Origin of the sequence: Pseudogemmobacter faecipullorum (genome assembly GCF_020539525.1) — a bacterium.
In the GTDB taxonomy this organism is placed as follows: Bacteria; Pseudomonadota; Alphaproteobacteria; order Rhodobacterales; family Rhodobacteraceae; genus Pseudogemmobacter; species Pseudogemmobacter faecipullorum.
In genome coordinates, this window is record NZ_JACDXX010000007.1 from 78928 (window position 1) to 95114 (window position 16187).

Consider the following 16187-nt stretch of genomic DNA (forward strand, 5'->3'; position numbering starts at 1 on the left):
ATTACCGTTTAAAAACAGTAATTTAAAATATGATGCGCGCTGTTTTCCCTCAGTTCTCCCGGCCTCTGAACAGCACAGAACCGGATTTCTGTCCCGGCAGCAGCCGCTGCAGCCTGCAAAGGGAGCGGGCCGGGAGCGGGATCAGGCCAGTTCTGGCGTTAGCCGGCCGGGCTGAGGCGCAGGGTCAGCGCCGCGATTTTGGCGGCAAGGCCGGGCAGATCGGCGCTGGCCAGCGATCCGGCCTCCAGCAGGTGGCGCGGGGTTTCGACCCGGGCGCGGTGGCGGGTATAGCGCGGATCGTAATGATGCCGGATCAGCCCCGCGGCCAGAGCCTCAAAATCGCCCGCCGCCATGGCAGCCTGCCAGTCGGCAATGCGTCTGGCGGGCTGCCAGGGGCGAAGCGCCTCTAGGATCTGCAGCAGCCGTGCCGGGTCGGCGACGACATCAGCATAGGCCCGGGCGAGATAGCGGGCGCGTTCGGCCTCGCTGACCTGCAGCTCAATGCGCGGCGCGGCGCACATCGCCCGCCACAGACCCGGCGGCAAGCGGCGCTCACCGATCTGTGCGCTTTCGGCCTCGATCACCACCGGGCGTGCCGGATCAAGCGCGGCCATGGCCACGGCCAGCCGACCCTCAAAGCAGCGCTGCCCCGGCTGTTCGCCCATCGCGCCAAACAGCGAGCCGCGATGCCCGGCCAGCCCCTCAAGATCGAGCACCTGCAGGCCATGCCCCGGCAGCAGTTTCAGAAGATCGGTCTTCGCCGTGCCGGTATTGCCGTCGAGCAGCACCACCGGTGCCAGGAAGTCGCGCTCATAAAGCGCCTGGACCACCTGGCCCCGCCAGGCCTTATAACCGCCGCCCAGCAGTGAGACCCGCCAGCCGATCTGGCTGAGGATCGTTGCGAATGAGCCTGAGCGCTGGCCGCCGCGCCAGCAATAGACCAGCGGCTTCCAGCCACCGGGCCGGTCGGCGAGCGGCCCGAGCAGATGGCGCGCCGCATTCTGCGCCACCAGCGCCGCCCCCAGCTTGCGCGCGGTAAAGGGCGAGACCTGTTTATAGATGGTGCCGACCTCGGCGCGTTCGGCATCGCTCAGCACCGGCAGGCTGATCGCGCCCGGCAGGTGATCCTCGGCAAATTCCGCCGGTGAGCGGACGTCGATAATCTCATCAAACCCGTGGGTCAGCGGGTCGGAAACCGAGGAAAGGGTAAACTGCATGGTCATTCAGGCGGCCGGAGCGGGAGAAGGAAAACGCCCCTCAGCCTGAGGAGTGCGGCAAAGCGGATCGCTTTGCAGAGATCGGGGTATAATCCACGCCGGGGAGGGGCTCAACCACCCCGGCGCAATTGCTCCTTGCTCGTTACTCGGCGGCTTTGATCTTTTCGAGCGCCTTGCCCTCGAGATCCTCAACCCCGGGGCGGATCTGTGCGGCAAAGCGGATTTTGGTGAAATCCTCCGGGGTGAAAGCGGCCTCGACCGCGCCGCGCACCGCCTCGGGCAGCAGGGCGACCCCATCCGTTACCGCGATGATCGAACCGGTATTGGCGGAAAGCAGCGGCACGATTTCGGGCCGGTAGGTGAAGTTGATCCATTTATAGGCCGCATCATCAGCCTCGCCCTTCGCCGGCAGGGTAAAAGTATCAATCCAGCCAAGCGCACCCGAAGAGGGGGGCACATAGAGAATATCAGGGTTCTGCTCAAACAGTTTGAACGCGGTGGAATCCCAGGTCTCGGCCACCACCACCTCGCCCGAAAGCATCAGCGCCGAGAGATCATCCCCGCCCTGCCAATAGGTCTTGAGGTTCTTTTTGCAGGCGATCAGCGTTTCGGTCACATCATCAAGGATGGCCTGATAGGCCGCCAGATCGGAATAGGCGGCGAAGGGATCATGACCGAGTGCGAAGGCGGTGCCGACGAGGATTGAGCGGCGCAGCCGCATCGAGCTGCGGCCCTTATAGGCCTCATCGCAGAGATCGAGCCAGTCTTTCACCCCGGGCGCGGCGCTTTTGTCGATCATCAGCCCGGTGGTGCCCCAGTCGAAAGGCACGGAATAGACCTCGCCGCCGATCGTGGTATCGGCTTTGACCTTCTCCAGCAACATCGGGTCGATCCGGGTCAGATCGATCTTAGAGAGATCCATCGGCTTATAGATGCCGAATTCCTCCTGCGCCGCCTCGACCCGGTTATAGCCCGGCTGGGCCAGATCAAAGCCCGCGCCGCTGGTGGCGCGCAGTTTGGCGATCATCTCTTCATTATTGGAGAGCGTCACCTCGACGGTGATATCGGGATATTCGGCCTCAAACAGCGCGATCACCTCATCGGGGGCATAATTGCCCCAGGTCAGCAGGCGCAGGGTTTCCGCTCCGGCGCTGCTGAGGGTGAGAGCAAGGCCCATGGCAGAGCACAGAAGCAGCGGTCTGTAGCGCATCATTCATTCCTTCCCATTGGTCTTATCCGGCTTTTTTAAGCCATGGGAGGGGAGGGAGCGGCGCAGGCGCAAGGGCCATTGTGAAAAGGCCAGATGGCCACTTGCGGCGGGTGAAAACCAACGCCAGAGCTGGGAGCTGGGAGCTGGGAGCTGGGAGCTGGGGAACGGGTTGCGGCGAAAGCTGGCGGAGGGGAGTGGGAGTCGAACCCACCCGGGACAGGCTCGCTGCCCCAACCGGTTTTGAAGACCAGCCGCCCCACCGGGGACGATTCCCTTCCGTACTCCCCTGGCTGCCATGGCGGGTGCCGGGCGCGGGGCTGAGCATATCTGCGGCCCTGTCAGGCCTGGTTCGTTTCAGGCCTGATCCTTTTCAGCCGTGGTCCTTCTCTGGCCCTGTCATCCGCCTGTTCAGTCGAACAGATCGGCGCGGTGCGGATTGAGACGGCGCAGATCGCCCCGCCGCAAAGTCAGCCCCAGCCTGTCAAAGAAATCAAGAATTTCAATCGCTACCTTGCGTCCATTCTGCACCTGATCGCGGAACAGGGCGGCGGTGAACCAGCCATCTGCGGCCCCGGCGCCAAGTTGGCGGATGATCGCGGCCATTTCGCGTGTCACCTCGCGGGCGAAGAAATGGTCATGGGCGATCTGATCGGTGCGGCCCAGCTTCTGACTGTGTCTGAGCACCCGCCGGACATCTTTCTCATCAATGCCGAATTCAGTGGCAAAGTCGCGCACCCGGGGCGGGCGGAATTTCATCTCGCCGGTCAGAGCCGGGAAGATGCGGGCCAGCAGCGCCTCTTCCTCGGGCGAGAGTTTCACCGCATGGCCGGGCAGGCGCAGGAAGGCGCCGTCGGGCACCACCCGGCCTGCGCCCGCCTCCTCGCGCAGGAAGGCGAGGAAGGGTTCTTTGGGCAGGCGCGGGGTCAGGGCAAGACGCAGCCGCTCGCGGCCAAGCCCGGCCAGATCGGGGTTCTCGGCGTGAAAAGCCGTGAGGGTTTCCCCCAGGCCCTGGCGCAGGCTGTTCAGATGGGCGGGCGAGAGCGCCAGAGTATCGCTCAGCTGCGCGCCTGCGGCCTGCAGCAGGCCTGGCCCCTGCTCCGGGGCAAGGGCGCGGTCGCGTAAAAACAACGCCAGGTCAACCGGGGCCTCGGCCAGCAGCTGGCGCAGGGCGCGGGCCGGGTCGGCTGCGCGCGCCGCCCGTAACAGCGCCAGCCGCGCCGGCGTCGAGCGTTTGCGCGAAGGCGCGCGCAGGTCGAGAAAATACCCGCCGCCGATCGAGCGGCTCGAGGAGGTATCGCGCAGGATAAAGCGGTCAAGCGCTGCCGTGGCAATCGGATGTTCGAGCACCAGCTGCACCAGCCCGGTCTCGCCCGGGTTCAGGCTGCCTTTGAGCGGCACCAGCCGGGCGGGCACCTCGGCGGACTGGCTGTGCAGATGCACCGGGAACCAGGCGGTAACCGGTTTTGCCTCGCTGGCCAGCAGGGTCATCTCGGCGTCAATGCGCTGGGCCGGGGCATGCAGCTGCGGGGCGAGGATCATATCGCCGCGCCGCACCGCCTCTTTGCTGACACCGTCACCGGCAAGGTTCAGCGCGCAGCGCTGCCCGGCAAAGCCTTCCTCAGCCTTTGCATTCTGCGCATGAATGCCGCGCACCCGGGCGGGCAGGCCGAGCGGCGAGATGATCACCTGATCGCCGGTCCGGACCCGTCCTGACAGCAGGGTGCCGGTGACCACTGTGCCCGCGCCGCCAATGGTAAAGCTGCGATCCACCGCAAGGCGCATTGGCCCCTCGCTCTGGCGGGCATGGGTCCGGGCCTCGGCCCGGGCCAGCGCCGCGCGCAGCTCAGCGAGGCCGGCGCCGCTCAGGGCCGAGACCGGGAAGACCGGGGCCTGATCCAGACCGCTGCCCTGCAGCAGGGCGCGGATCTCAGCCTCGGCGGCGGCCAGCTGTTCGGGCGTGGCGAGGTCGGATTTGCTCAGCGCCACCGCGCCGCGCGTCAGGCCCAGCAGCGACAGGATTGCCAGATGCTCGCGGGTCTGCGGCATGACGCCATCATCCGCCGCCACCACCAGCAGGGCGAAATCAATGCCGCCCGCACCCGCAAGCATGGTGCGGATCAGCCGTTCATGGCCTGGAACATCGACAAAGCCGGTGATCCGGCCCGAAGCCGCGCCGCTCACCGGATCGCCCAGATCGGCATAGGCAAAGCCGAGATCAATGGTGATGCCACGGGCCTTTTCCTCGGCCAGGCGGTCGGTATCGGTGCCGGTCAGCGCTTTCACCAAAGCGGATTTGCCGTGGTCGATATGACCGGCGGTGCCGATAATCATGGGGCGGATCTGCCTCCGCTCAGGGCTCCGCCGAGGGCCGTAAGCAGCCTGGCCTCGTCATGCAGCGTGCGCAGATCGAGGATCAGCGCCCCGTCGCGGATATGGCCCAGCACCGGCAGCGGCAAAGCGCGCAGCCTGGCGGCCAGCCGCTCGGGCGCATCGCCGCCCTGGCCGGTCAGCCGCAATCCCGCCGAGGGGATGGTATCGACCGGCAGCGCGCCCGAGCCGATCTGGCTGCTGGTCAGGCAGGGGGCGGCGGCAAAGCCGAGGGGCTGCAGCAGGGCATCGACCCGGGGCGCAAGGCTTTGCGCCATGGCGGCAATCCTGGCCTGGGGCCGGGCGAGATCGCGCAAAGTCGGCAGGTGCTCGGCCAGCCGGTCGGGATCGCGGTAGAGCCGCAGGGTCGCCTCCAGCGCGGCAATGCGGATCTTATCGAGCCGGAGCGCGCGTTTCATCGGGTTTTTATTGATCCGGGCGATCAGATCCCGGCGCCCGACGATAAAGCCCGCCTGGGGGCCGCCGAGCAGTTTATCGCCCGAAAAGGTCACCAGATCCGCGCCTTCGGCCACGGCCTCGGCGACGGTCGGCTCTCGCCGCAGGCCGAAATGCGACAGATCGCTCAGCGAGCCTGCGCCGAGATCATTGAGCAAAGGCACACGCGCGGCCTGGGCGATGCGCGCCAGATCGGCGGCCCCGACTTCGGCGGTAAAGCCCTCGATACGGTAATTCGAGGTATGCACCTTCATGATGACCCCGGTCTGCGGGGTGATCGCGCTCTCATAATCGCGCAGCCAGGTGCGGTTGGTGGTGCCGACCTCAACCAGCCTGGCCCCGGCGCGGGCCATGATATCGGGCATGCGGAAGGCGCCGCCGATCTCGATCAGCTCGCCGCGTGAGACGATGGCCTCGCGGGTCTGGCAATCGGGGCCGCCGGCGAGGGTGTTCAGCGCGATCAGCACGGCCGCGGCATTATTATTGACGATGGTCGCATCCTCGGCGCCGGTCAGTTCGGTCAGCAGGGTGCGCAGCGGATCATCGCGCTGGCCGCGCCCGCCGGTCTCCAGATCAAATTCCAGCGCCAGAGGGCTGGTCATGGCAATCACCGCGGCCCGCACCGCCGCATCGGCAAGGATGGCGCGGCCTAGATTGGTATGCAGCACGGTGCCGGTGAGGTTCAGCATCGGCCGGAGCCGGGTCTGATCGCGCGCCGCCAGATCAGCGGCAATCAGCGCGGGCAGGGTGGCGGCCAGGCGCGCTCCGTCTTCGCCGGCGCGGATCGCATCGCGCATTTCATCGAGGCGGGCGCGTAAAGCCTCACGCACGCCCTTACGGCCATGCCGGGCGATCAGCGCCTGGCCCTCATCCGAGAGCAGAACCTGATCGACCGAAGGCAGGGCTCTAAATCCCTCCATCAATAACCCATCATATAGGGGTTATAGCCGCCGCGTTTCAGACTGGTGCTCTGCATCATCATATCAAGACCAATACTGCCAACATCATCGGCCACCGCGTCAAGAGAAGGGTTCTTTTCCTGGTAGAAGATCTTCACCCAGGAAGAGCAGTCCCGGCAGCATTCCGCTTTCACCGTCGCCTCGGTGGTCTCGGCGGAGCGGTAGCTCAGCCCCTGATTGCCGCCACAGCACAGGCAATGGATGCGCACCTCATTCCAGCGCGTGCCGCAGCTCATACAGACGGCATAGCGGATATTCTCAATCCCGGGCGCCGAGGTGACCAGCGAGGAAACCGGACGGCCACCGCAGCAGGGGCAGGCGGCATTGCCGACCTTCTGCATTCCCGCCGGATCAAGCGCAGCGGCGATGCGCGCCAGCCAGATCTGCACCGCTGCCGCAACAAACAGATGCGGCGCGGCGCTGTCGTCGGGGATGGTGTCGGCAAGCACATTTTGCAGCAGCCAGTCGCGGTCTGCCGCATCGGCGGTGGTGACCGCCTGCAGGGCGAGCCGGGCGGCTTCGGGCATTTCCAGACCGGCGGCCTCAGAACAGAGCCGTTCCAGCAGCTGGTGCAGCCCCGGGCTGCGGGCCAGGGCGGCGCGGTCGATCAGCGGCATGGCTGCGGCTTTCGCCCGGGCCAGGGCCGCAGCCTCCGGCGTATCGGGCGCAGGCTCAGAGAGGCAAAGCCGCGCCTGCAGCCGCGACAGATCGGCGAGAAAGCGCAGATAGGGGGCGAGGGTATTGCTCTGGGCGAGGAAGCTGAAACGTGCGGCCCGGCTGGTGAACAGTTTCACCGGCTCGGGCAGAAAAACAAACGGCGCCTCAGGGACGCCGCCGATCATTGAGGGGTCGGGCTGAATGTCATTGCTCATGCTGAGCCTCCGCGGCGGTAGCAGGGCGCGCCCGGAGCGCGGGCAGCCTCAGGAAAAGGCCCCGGCAAAATCGCTGCCGGAGCCCATGGGTCAGGGGGCGGGGCTCAATTGCCGGCCCGGTCGCTCCGGCTGGCCAGTTCGCGCAGCCATTTGCGGTGGTGGCGGAAGGCCCAGCCGCCGGTGACCGAGCCGGTGGTCATGGCTCGCAGCGTGCCCCGGGTCCAGATCGCCGCATAGACATGCAGGATGAAGATCAGGATGATGCCCACCGCCGACAGGGCATGGATCAGCACCGCAATGCGCCGGGCCGGGATCGTGGCCGCCCAGGGGGCGTAATCCTGCCAGAGTACCACCTGCGCCTCCCAGATCATGAAGCCGGTGAGGATCAGCACCAGGATCAGCACCGTCATCGCCCAGAACACGAACTTCTGCCCGGCATTATATTTGCCAAGCTCGGGAAGCCGCTCTTCATGGCCTGCCACCACATCGCCGATCCGGGCCATCCAGGTGGCATCCTCACGGCGTGGCAGGTTCAGTTTCCACATCTGCAAAAACAGCAGCACGAAGCTGAAAAACAGCACAATGCCGGTCACCGGATGCAGCCAGCGCGCCACCTGTCCGCCGCCAAACAGGCCGGTCAGCGGATAGAGCGCGGGGTGGAAAAAGGCGAGGCCGGTCAGGATCAGCACGATCATGCACAGAGCGGTCACCCAGTGGTTCAGCCGGGTGAAGCCGCGGTAACGGCTGACGGTTACGGGTCTGGCGCTTTCGATGTGATCGCCGGGGGCAGAGAATTTACGCTGCATCAGAGCTGCTCTCCTCTGTCAGTTGCGGGGACGGAACCCTGGCTGTTGACCACCAGGTCTTCAGCCTCCTGTTCCTCTTGCTGCGACACATGATTGCCCTTTGAGAGCACGCCATGCAGCACCGCTCCGGCTGCCGCGAGGCCCACTGCCGCAAGACCCACGGTCTTGACATTGCCCTTCCAGCCCTCGACCACCGCCGAGATCTTCGGATCTGCAGGCAGGCCGGCATAGAGCGCGGGCTTATCGGCGTGATGGAGCACATACATCACATGGGTGCCGCCCACGCCTGCCGGATCATAGAGCCCGGCATGTTCATAGCCGCGCGATTTCAGATCCTCGATCCGCTCACTGGCCAGTGCGATCTGGCTCTCTTTGGTGCCGAAGGTGATAGCCTGGGTGGGGCAGGCCTTGGCGCAGGCCGGACCCTGACCAACGGCCACCCGGTCCGAGCAGAGCGTGCATTTCTTCGATACATGCGCGGTTTTTGAGATCCGCGGAATATCGAAGGGGCAGCCCGAGACACAATAGCCGCAGCCGATGCAATTGGCCGAGACGAAATCCACGATGCCATTGGAATACTGGACAATCGCGCCCGGCGCCGGGCAGGCTTTCAGGCAGCCCGGATCCTCGCAATGCATACAGCCATCCTTGCGGATCAGCCATTCGAGATCGCCCTGCGGATTGGTATATTCCGAAAACCGCATCAGCGTGTACATATCGGGCGTCAGATCATGTGGGTTATCATAGACCCCCACATTCTCCTCCAGCTCGGGATGGGTGTCATTCCATTCCACACAGGCGGTCTGACAGGCCTTGCAGCCGATGCATTTCGACACATCGATCAGCTTGGCCACTTTGTCGAGCTGACGCGCCGGTGCGGGCAGGGCGGCGGTGGCCGATGCCCGGACCACATCGCTGGCCAGGAGGTTTGAGGCCAGCGGCTGGACCGGCGGGTTTGAGGCCGCGGTCAAGGGCTGGGGTGCGGTTTCACTGGTCATGCCACGCCCTCCGATGCACGCTCAATATTGACGAGATAGGCCTTGAATTCGGGGGTTTCGATATTGGCATCGCCCACGAAAGGCCCCAGCGTATTCGGGCCAAAGCCCTTGCGCGCAGCGCCCTTAAAGCCCCAGTGCAGCGGAATGCCGATGATATGGACGGGTTTACCGTCGCAGATCAGCGGCCGGATCCGCCGGGTCACCACGGCTTTGGCCCAGACCTGACCGCGTTTGGACCAGACCCGGACCCGGTCGCCACGGCTGATGCCGCGCTCCTGCGCCAGCTCTTCGCTGATTTCCACAAAGAACTCGGGCTGGGTCACCGCATTCACGCGGTTATGCTTGGTCCAGTAGTGGAAATGCTCGGTCAGCCGGTAGGATGTGGCAACGAAGGGGAATTCCGCGCTGGTGCCCATGCTGGCCAGATCGTCCTCAAACACGCGGGCCACGGGGTTGCCGCGCATCTCAGGGTTCAGCGGATTGGCGACGGGGCTTTCAAAGGGCTCCATATGGGTCGGGAAGGGGCCGTCGCGCATCAGCTTGCGGCTGAACAGACGGCTGGTGCCTTCCGGGTTCATGATGAAGGGGCCGACCTCGCGCGGTTTGGCGGTGACAGCGATATCGGGCACATCTGCCCCCACCCATTTCTCGCCATTCCATTCGATCAGCACCCGGTCCGGATCCCAGGGCCTGCCGTCCGGATCGCAGGAGGCGCGGTTATAGAGCACGCGCCGGTTGGCCGGCCAGGAGAAGGACCAGTTCTGGAACACCCCCATGCCCGAAGGATCGGAATTATCACGGCGCGCCATGTTATTTCCGTCTTCGGTAAAGCAGCCGGCATAGATCCAGCAGGCCGAGGAAGTGCTGCCATCATCGCGCAGCTGGCCAAAGCCCGAGACCTGCCTGCCCGCTTCCAGCACGACTTTCGTCGGGTCGGCCGCGTCATAGAGGGTGGTTATGGCTTTGCCATTCAGCTCGCGCGCCAGTTCTGCGGCTCTGGGCTCATTGGCATCCTCATAGTCCCAGGCAAGGTTAAGCACCGGTTCGGGGGCCTTGCCGCCCTCGGTTTCATAGAGTTTGCGGATCCGCAGATAGATCTGCGCCATGATCCAGGTGTCGGTCTTTGCCTCACCCGGCGGGGTGGCCCCGGCCCAGTGCCATTGCAGCCAGCGCCCGGAATTGACCGTCGCCCCCTCATCCTCGGCAAAACAGGTCGAGGGCAGTTCCAGCACCTCGGTCTGGATCGCGGCAGTATCCACATCATTATGAATGCCGTGATTTTCCCAGAAAGCCGCGGTTTCGGTCTCGAGCGGGTCCATAGTGACCAGCAGCTTCAGCTTTGACAAAGCCTCGGTCATCTTGCCCCGGTTCGGGAAGGCAAGCAGCGGGTTGAACCCCTGGCAGAAGTAAATATTCACCTCGCCTTTCTTCATCATGTCGAACATGCGCATCGCGTCATATTGCGCAATGTCGAGCTTCGGCAGCCAGTCATAGCCCCAGCCGTTCTCAGCTGTCGCCTTGTCGCCCCACAGCGATTTCATGAAAGAAACCATGAACTTGCCGTAGTTCTGCCAATAGCTCATCTGGTTCGGGCGAAGCGGTTTATTGGCCCGGGTCGACATATAGGTGGTGAAGTCGGTTTCGGTTTCCCGCGGCATCGCCAGATATCCGGGGATCAGGTTCGACATCAGGCCGACATCGGTCAGACCCTGGATGTTCGAGTGACCGCGCAGAGCGTTCATCCCGCCCCCCGGAACGCCGATATTGCCCAGAAGCAGCTGCAGCATCGCCATGCCACGGATGTTCTGCGCGCCTTTGGAATGCTGGGTCCAGCCAAGCGCATACATCGAGGTCATGGTTCTGGTCGGCGAGGCAGTCTCGCCGATCATCTCGCAGATTTTCAGGAAGCGATCTTTCGGCGTGCCGCAGACATTCTCAACGAATTCCGGGGTATAGATCGCGACATGTTTCTTCAGCAGCTGCCAGACCGTGCGCGGGTTCTGCAGCGTCGGATCCTCGAGTACATAGCCGTCCTCGCCGATCTGATAGTCCCAGCTGGTCTGATCGTAGCTGCGCTTTTCCTCGTCATAGCCCGAGAACATGCCGTCCTGCCAGTCGAAGTCATCGCGGACCAGATAGGCGACATTGGTGTAGTTCCGGACATAATCCCACTGGATTTTGTCATTCTCGATCATCCAGCGGATCGCCCCCATCAGGAAGGCAATATCCGAGCCGGGACGGATCGGCGCATAATAATCAGAGACCGAAGCCGAGCGGTTGTAGCGCGGATCGACCACGATCAGCTTGGCACCGCGATGGTGCTTGGCCTCGGTCACCCATTTGAAGCCGCAGGGATGCGCTTCAGCGGCATTGCCGCCCATGATGATCACGAGATCGGTATTCTTGATATCGGTCCAGGAGTTCGTCATCGCTCCACGGCCAAAGGTCGGGCCCAAACTGGACACCGTGGGGCCGTGTCAGACGCGCGCCTGATTGTCGAAACCAACCATGCCGAGCGAACGCACGACCTTCCAGGTCGCCCATGCCGTCTCATTGGTGGTGGCCGAAGCGGCGAGGAAGCCGGTGGTGGTCAGGCGGTTTACCGTCACTCCATCGGCGTTCTTCTCGATCAGATTCGCATCGCGGTCGTCCTTGACGGCGCGGGCGATCTTATCGAGGGCCTCATCCCAGGAGATGGGCTCGAATTTATCCGCGCCGGGGCGGCGGATGCGCGGCTGGGTCAGGCGGGTCTCGGCCTTCACATAATCTTTCAGCGCCGAGCCTTTGGGGCAGAGCGTGCCCTTATTGGTCGGGTGATCGGCATCGCCTTCGACATGGATCAGTTCGGCCTTTTCACCGGCGGCCAGATCCCCTTTGGAATAAAGGATAATGCCACAGGCAACCGAGCAATAGGTGCAGATGTTGCGGGTTTCGGTGGTGGTGGCCAGCTTGAAGTCGCGCACCTGAGCCGCGACGGCTGCCTCTGCATCGGCGAAGCCCATCGCCGTCAGAGTTGTGGCTGCCACCCCCGCTCCGGACAGCTTCATAAAGCTGCGGCGCGAAAGGTCGATATTCAAGGGACACCTCCGTAACTGCCTTGGCGCCAGTCCTCTGGAAAGGAAGGCACTGTGGGTTGCTGTGATCGTCTCCAGATCAGCCAAGCTTGCCTGATTAACCAAGCCTGTCAAGGACAGCGGGCAGAGCCGTGGCACTTAGCTTTCATGGATTGCAAAAACTGCCGCTGCGTCAGCCTGCTTGCTGTGGCTGGCGGGGGGTGCGACAAGTGTCCGTGCACCCGGTCTGGCCCGGCTGTCGCAGCGGCGGCGGGTGCTTTTACCGATTGTGACGGAGAGCGATGATGAATGCGTCCGAACCCCAGGCTGAACCCCGGCTGACCTCGCTGTCACATGGCGGCGGCTGCGGCTGTAAAATCGCGCCTGGCGTATTGTCGGGGATCCTGCGCGGCACGGCCGCCCTGCCGATCCCGGAAGCGCTGCTGGTCGGGATCGAGACTGCGGATGATGCGGCGGTCTATCAGCTGAATGAGCATCAGGCGCTGGTTGCCACCACCGATTTCTTTATGCCGATTGTCGATGATCCGCAGGATTTCGGCCGCATTGCCGCGACCAATGCGATTTCGGATGTCTATGCTATGGGCGGCACGCCGATCTTCGCCCTGGCTCTGGTCGGCATGCCGATCAATGTGCTCTCGGTCGCGACCATCGGCAAAATCCTCGATGGCGGCTCGCAGGCCTGTCGCGCCGCCGGAATTCCGATCGCCGGTGGCCATACGATCGACTCGGTTGAGGCGATCTATGGTCTGGTTGCGCTTGGCCTTGTTGATCCGGCGCATGTGAAGAAAAACGCTGCCGCAAGGGAAGGCGATGTGCTGGTTTTCGGCAAGCCGCTCGGGGTTGGTATCTATTCGGCGGCGCTGAAAAAGGGCCAGCTCGATCAGGCGGGCTATGCTGATATGGTCGCGACCACCACCCGGCTGAATACGCCGGGGCCGAAGCTGGCGAAATTGCCGGGCGTGCATGCCATGACCGATGTCACCGGCTTTGGCCTTGGCGGTCATGCGCTGGAAATGGCGCGCGGCGCGGGCCTCGGTATCCGGCTCGACTGGGCGAAAGTGCCGCTTCTGGAGCGGGCGCGGGGCCTGGCAGAGGCGGGCTATATCACCGGCGCTTCGGGGCGCAACTGGGCCAGCTACGGCGCTGAGATTGACTTTAACCGGGCGATGTCGCCGGTGGATCAGGCGCTGCTGAGCGATCCGCAGACCTCGGGCGGGCTGCTGGTTGCCTGTGCGCCGGAAGCGGTGGCTGAGGTGCTGGCGATCTTCCGTGCCGAAGGCTTTGGCGCGGCCGCCGTGATCGGCGAGGTGACCGGCGGGGCGGGGCGTCTCGCCATCGCCTGAGCGCGGCACAAAGCGAAAAACGGCGGCAGGATCAGATCCCGCCGCCGTTTTCTTATTCAGACAGGGCTTATTCAGACAGGGCTTTTGCCTCGGCTTCCAGATCGGTCAGAAGCGGCGTTGCCTCGCGCCAGTGCTCATACCAGTCCCCGACCGCCGGGCCAAAGACCTCGGGTCCGGCTTTGACCACATTGGCCCCGGCCTCAATCAGTTTCGCGCGGTAATCGGCGTCAATTCCCGGGTAGGCAGCGCGGATTTCAGCCACTTCCTCGCCGACCAGCCGGGCGATCAGCGCCTGATCCCCGGGGCTGTAGCTTTGCCATTTGCGGGCCGAAGCGACGGCGAACATCGGGAAAATCATATGGCCGGTATCGAGCACGACCTCGGAATAATCGTAGAAACGATTGTTGAACGTGCCCTCAAAATCGAGCTGCATACCGTCAATCTGGCCATTGGCATAAGCGTCAAACAGCTCGGTCAGCGGCATCGGTGTCGGCGCGGTACCGGCGCGGGTCCAGAAATCCAGCTCCTGGGCCAGCGGCACGGTGCGGATCTTGCGCCCCGATAAAGTGCCATCCGCATTCAGCGCCGCGCGCAGATTGACCAGCCGCATTCCCGCCATGCCAAGGCCGAGACCCTTCAGCCCAAGCGTGCCGAGTTTTTCCTGCAGCGCCATGGCGGTAGGCCCCTCCAGCAGTTTTGCCGCCGCTTCAGCCGAGGGCACCAGATAGGGCGCGGTCAGAATGCCGTAATCGGCATCGCGGTTGGTCAGCTCGCCCACGGTCAGAAAGGCCAGATCCAGCGCGCCGGACTGCAGCTGTTGCAGCATCTGCGCCTCAGATCCCAGCTGGCCGGCCGGAAAGACATTCAGCGTGATCCGCCCGCCACTCCCGGCGCTCAGCTTTTCAGCCAGATCCCGGGCCGAGCGGCTCCACTGATGCGGCGGCGGCGTGATCAGCCCGATGCGCAGGGTCTCGGCCAGCGCGGGGACGGCAAGGGCAAGGGTGATAAGGGTTGCCGTCAGCAGGCGGCGGGGCAGGGTGAACATGGTCAGCCTCCGGCAGTGGACTGGGATGCGGTGATCACCGTCAGCCCGGCCAGAACGGCCAGCATGGCGGCAAAGAAGGGGATCAGCAGCCGCGACAGCCGGGTCGAAGAGACCCCGGTCATCAGCGAGGCGGTGTAAAGCCCGGCACCCACGGGGGGCGTCAGCAGACCAAGCGCCATATTGAGGCAAAGGATCACGCCAAAGGCCAGCGGGTCGATGCCGTAGACCCCGGTCGCCACCGGCAGCAGCACCGGCGCGGTCAGGATGATGCCGGGCACCGGCTCCAGGATCGTCCCCAGCGCCAGAAGCAGAATATTGAACAGGATCAGGAACATCAGCGGCGATCCGGCCAGATCCTGGATCAGGCTGGCGGCGGCGGCGGGCAGGTTCGAGAAAGTCATCACCCAGCCGATCAGCTGCGCGCAGGCGACCAGATAGAGCACCGCCCCCGAGGTGATGGCGGCGCGGATAAAAATCTGCGGCAGATCGCGCAGCTGCAGTTCACCATAGACAAAGCGCCCTACCAGAAGCGTGACCAGGGCGGCAATTGCGGCGGATTCGGTGGGGGTTGCCACTGCGCCGAGGATCGAGGCCACCACCACCACTGGCACAAAAAGCGCGGGCAAGGCATCGATCACCGCGCTGATACGCTCGCGCCCGCTCATCCGGCCCGAAACCGGCAGGGCATGGCGGCGCCCGAGCCAGGCGATGACAGCGGCAAAGGCCAAAGCGAGGGCGAGACCGGGCAGGAAGGCGGCGCGGAAGATATCGGCCACCGGCAGCTGGGCGACAGTGGCAAAGACGATCAGGTTCATCGAGGGCGGCAGAGCCGGGGCGAGCAGTCCTCCGGCGGCGGTCACCGCGGCCGAGAGATCGCGCGGATAGCCCGCCCGCTCCATCTCCGGCACGGCGAGGCGCGACATTACCGTCAGCTGCGCCACGGTCGAGCCGAGGATTGAGGCCATCATCAGATTGGCCAGCAGATTGACATGCGCCAGCCCGGCGCGCAAAGGCATCAGCAGCGCCGCGGCCAGGGTCAGCAGTCTGCGCCCGATGCCGCCTGCGCCCATCATCTCGCCCAGCAGGATGAACAAAGGCAGCGAGAGCAGAGCATAGCTCTCGATTCCGGCAAAGAACTGCTGCGGCAGGCCCTGGATCAGGATCTCATTACCGCCTTCGACCATCAGGATCAGGCTGGCCGCGACCAGCACAAAAGCGATCGGCGCGCCGAGAAACAGCAGGAAAGTGAAGGAAAGCCCGGCGATCATGACCGGCTCCGCAGTGCCGCGATATCGGCCCCGAGCTGGGCGAGGATGTGCAGCACCGAGGTCAGGGTGGTGAGCGGCATCACCAGCCAGAACCAGATCTTGCGCAGGCCAAGGGTCTGGGTCGGATCGCTGTAAAGGAAGTTAAAGCTTGCCGCCTCGTAAGCGCTGGCCGAGCCGGCACGGATCAGCCCCGGCAGGTCGAGCCAGTTCCAGATCACCAGCGCCATGATGAGGAGGAAGCTCAGGACCGCGAGATCGGTCGCGAGCTGCAGCCAGAGCGCGGCGCGCGGCGGCAGGGTCTCGGGCAAAAGCGCGATGGTCATATGCGATTTCTGCGCCACCGCCAGCGAGGCCCCCAGAAAGGCAAGGCAGACCATCAGATGCACCGCCAGCTCATCGGCCTGGATCAGCGGCTGTTGCAGAAAGCGCATCAGCGCGCTGGCCAGCATCAGCGCGAAAATCAGCGCGGTGAGGCTGGCGGCGAGGGCGGCCTCGGCCCGCATCACGCCATGGCTGAGGCGGGCAAGACGCCCTCTGCCCAAAGGGGCGGACAGAGGCAGGGCAGGGGCAGG

At 64.5% G+C, this 16187-nt stretch carries 13 protein-coding genes and 1 tRNA gene; 1 reads left to right on the forward strand and 13 read right to left on the reverse strand.

Annotated elements, in window-relative coordinates:
• Positions 1-158: 158 nt before the first annotated feature.
• From mnmH to H0485_RS22115, 10 genes are all read right to left on the reverse strand, one after another.
• Complete coding sequence (mnmH, locus tag H0485_RS09175) at positions 159-1217, reverse strand: tRNA 2-selenouridine(34) synthase MnmH (RefSeq protein ID WP_226935192.1); 1059 nt, start codon at positions 1215-1217, stop codon at positions 159-161.
• A 142-nt stretch (positions 1218-1359) separates the two neighbouring features.
• Complete coding sequence (locus tag H0485_RS09180) at positions 1360-2430, reverse strand: extracellular solute-binding protein (RefSeq protein ID WP_226935075.1); 1071 nt, start codon at positions 2428-2430, stop codon at positions 1360-1362.
• A gap of 179 nt (positions 2431-2609) precedes the next feature.
• A tRNA-Sec gene (locus H0485_RS09185) sits at positions 2610-2705 on the reverse strand.
• Between the two features lie 130 nt (positions 2706-2835).
• Positions 2836-4758 (reverse strand): selenocysteine-specific translation elongation factor, encoded by a 1923-nt coding sequence (gene selB / locus H0485_RS09190; RefSeq protein ID WP_226935076.1) that lies wholly within the window; start codon positions 4756-4758, stop codon positions 2836-2838.
• Complete coding sequence (selA, locus tag H0485_RS09195) at positions 4755-6170, reverse strand: L-seryl-tRNA(Sec) selenium transferase (protein WP_226935077.1); 1416 nt, start codon at positions 6168-6170, stop codon at positions 4755-4757. Before selA ends, selB begins: the two co-directional genes overlap by 4 nt.
• Entirely contained in the window at positions 6170-7081 is a 912-nt protein-coding gene (gene fdhE / locus H0485_RS09200) for a formate dehydrogenase accessory protein FdhE (RefSeq protein ID WP_226935078.1), read from the reverse strand. The genes selA and fdhE overlap by 1 nt, the downstream gene beginning before the upstream one ends.
• A 104-nt stretch (positions 7082-7185) precedes the next feature.
• Positions 7186-7887 carry a formate dehydrogenase subunit gamma gene (locus tag H0485_RS09205; RefSeq protein WP_226935079.1) on the reverse strand — a complete coding sequence of 234 codons (702 nt, stop codon included), beginning with the start codon at positions 7885-7887 and terminating at the stop codon, positions 7186-7188.
• Positions 7887-8885 (reverse strand): formate dehydrogenase subunit beta, encoded by a 999-nt coding sequence (gene fdxH, locus H0485_RS09210; RefSeq protein WP_226935080.1) that lies wholly within the window; start codon positions 8883-8885, stop codon positions 7887-7889. The genes H0485_RS09205 and fdxH overlap by 1 nt, the downstream gene beginning before the upstream one ends.
• Positions 8882-11350 carry a formate dehydrogenase-N subunit alpha gene (fdnG, locus tag H0485_RS09215; protein ID WP_226935081.1) on the reverse strand — a complete coding sequence of 823 codons (2469 nt, stop codon included), beginning with the start codon at positions 11348-11350 and terminating at the stop codon, positions 8882-8884. Before fdnG ends, fdxH begins: the two co-directional genes overlap by 4 nt.
• A gap of 12 nt (positions 11351-11362) precedes the next feature.
• The gene (locus H0485_RS22115) at positions 11363-11962 is read right to left on the reverse strand and encodes a molybdopterin-dependent oxidoreductase (RefSeq protein WP_226935082.1); all 600 of its coding nucleotides are present in this window, start codon (positions 11960-11962) and stop codon (positions 11363-11365) included.
• 281 nt (positions 11963-12243) lie between these two features.
• Between H0485_RS22115 and selD the strand changes: the two genes are divergently transcribed.
• Positions 12244-13302, forward strand: a complete 1059-nt coding sequence (gene selD, locus H0485_RS09225) for a selenide, water dikinase SelD (protein WP_226935083.1) — start codon at positions 12244-12246, stop codon at positions 13300-13302.
• Positions 13303-13369: 67 nt separating this feature from the next.
• Here selD and H0485_RS09230 read toward each other — a convergent pair whose 3' ends face one another.
• The 3 genes from H0485_RS09230 to H0485_RS09240 are packed head-to-tail and all read right to left on the reverse strand — an operon-like array spanning position 13370 to position 16157.
• Entirely contained in the window at positions 13370-14347 is a 978-nt protein-coding gene (locus H0485_RS09230) for a TRAP transporter substrate-binding protein (protein WP_226935084.1), read from the reverse strand.
• A gap of 2 nt (positions 14348-14349) precedes the next feature.
• Positions 14350-15615 carry a TRAP transporter large permease gene (locus H0485_RS09235; RefSeq protein ID WP_226935085.1) on the reverse strand — a complete coding sequence of 422 codons (1266 nt, stop codon included), beginning with the start codon at positions 15613-15615 and terminating at the stop codon, positions 14350-14352.
• Entirely contained in the window at positions 15612-16157 is a 546-nt protein-coding gene (locus H0485_RS09240) for a TRAP transporter small permease (RefSeq protein ID WP_226935086.1), read from the reverse strand. The genes H0485_RS09235 and H0485_RS09240 overlap by 4 nt, the downstream gene beginning before the upstream one ends.
• Positions 16158-16187 lie beyond the last annotated feature (30 nt).

What these genes read in the sequence shown, in the direction of transcription:
- mnmH (WP_226935192.1), bottom strand. Translation starts at nt 1,217, where the DNA reads ATGCAGTTTACCCTTTCCTCGGTTTCCGACCCGCTGACCCACGGGTTT.
- H0485_RS09180 (WP_226935075.1), bottom strand. Translation starts at nt 2,430, where the DNA reads ATGATGCGCTACAGACCGCTGCTTCTGTGCTCTGCCATGGGCCTTGCT.
- selB (WP_226935076.1), bottom strand. Translation starts at nt 4,758, where the DNA reads ATGATTATCGGCACCGCCGGTCATATCGACCACGGCAAATCCGCTTTG.
- selA (WP_226935077.1), bottom strand. Translation starts at nt 6,170, where the DNA reads ATGGAGGGATTTAGAGCCCTGCCTTCGGTCGATCAGGTTCTGCTCTCG.
- fdhE (WP_226935078.1), bottom strand. Translation starts at nt 7,081, where the DNA reads ATGAGCAATGACATTCAGCCCGACCCCTCAATGATCGGCGGCGTCCCT.
- H0485_RS09205 (WP_226935079.1), bottom strand. Translation starts at nt 7,887, where the DNA reads ATGCAGCGTAAATTCTCTGCCCCCGGCGATCACATCGAAAGCGCCAGA.
- fdxH (WP_226935080.1), bottom strand. Translation starts at nt 8,885, where the DNA reads ATGACCAGTGAAACCGCACCCCAGCCCTTGACCGCGGCCTCAAACCCG.
- selD (WP_226935083.1), top strand. Translation starts at nt 12,244, where the DNA reads ATGAATGCGTCCGAACCCCAGGCTGAACCCCGGCTGACCTCGCTGTCA.
- H0485_RS09230 (WP_226935084.1), bottom strand. Translation starts at nt 14,347, where the DNA reads ATGTTCACCCTGCCCCGCCGCCTGCTGACGGCAACCCTTATCACCCTT.
- H0485_RS09235 (WP_226935085.1), bottom strand. Translation starts at nt 15,615, where the DNA reads ATGATCGCCGGGCTTTCCTTCACTTTCCTGCTGTTTCTCGGCGCGCCG.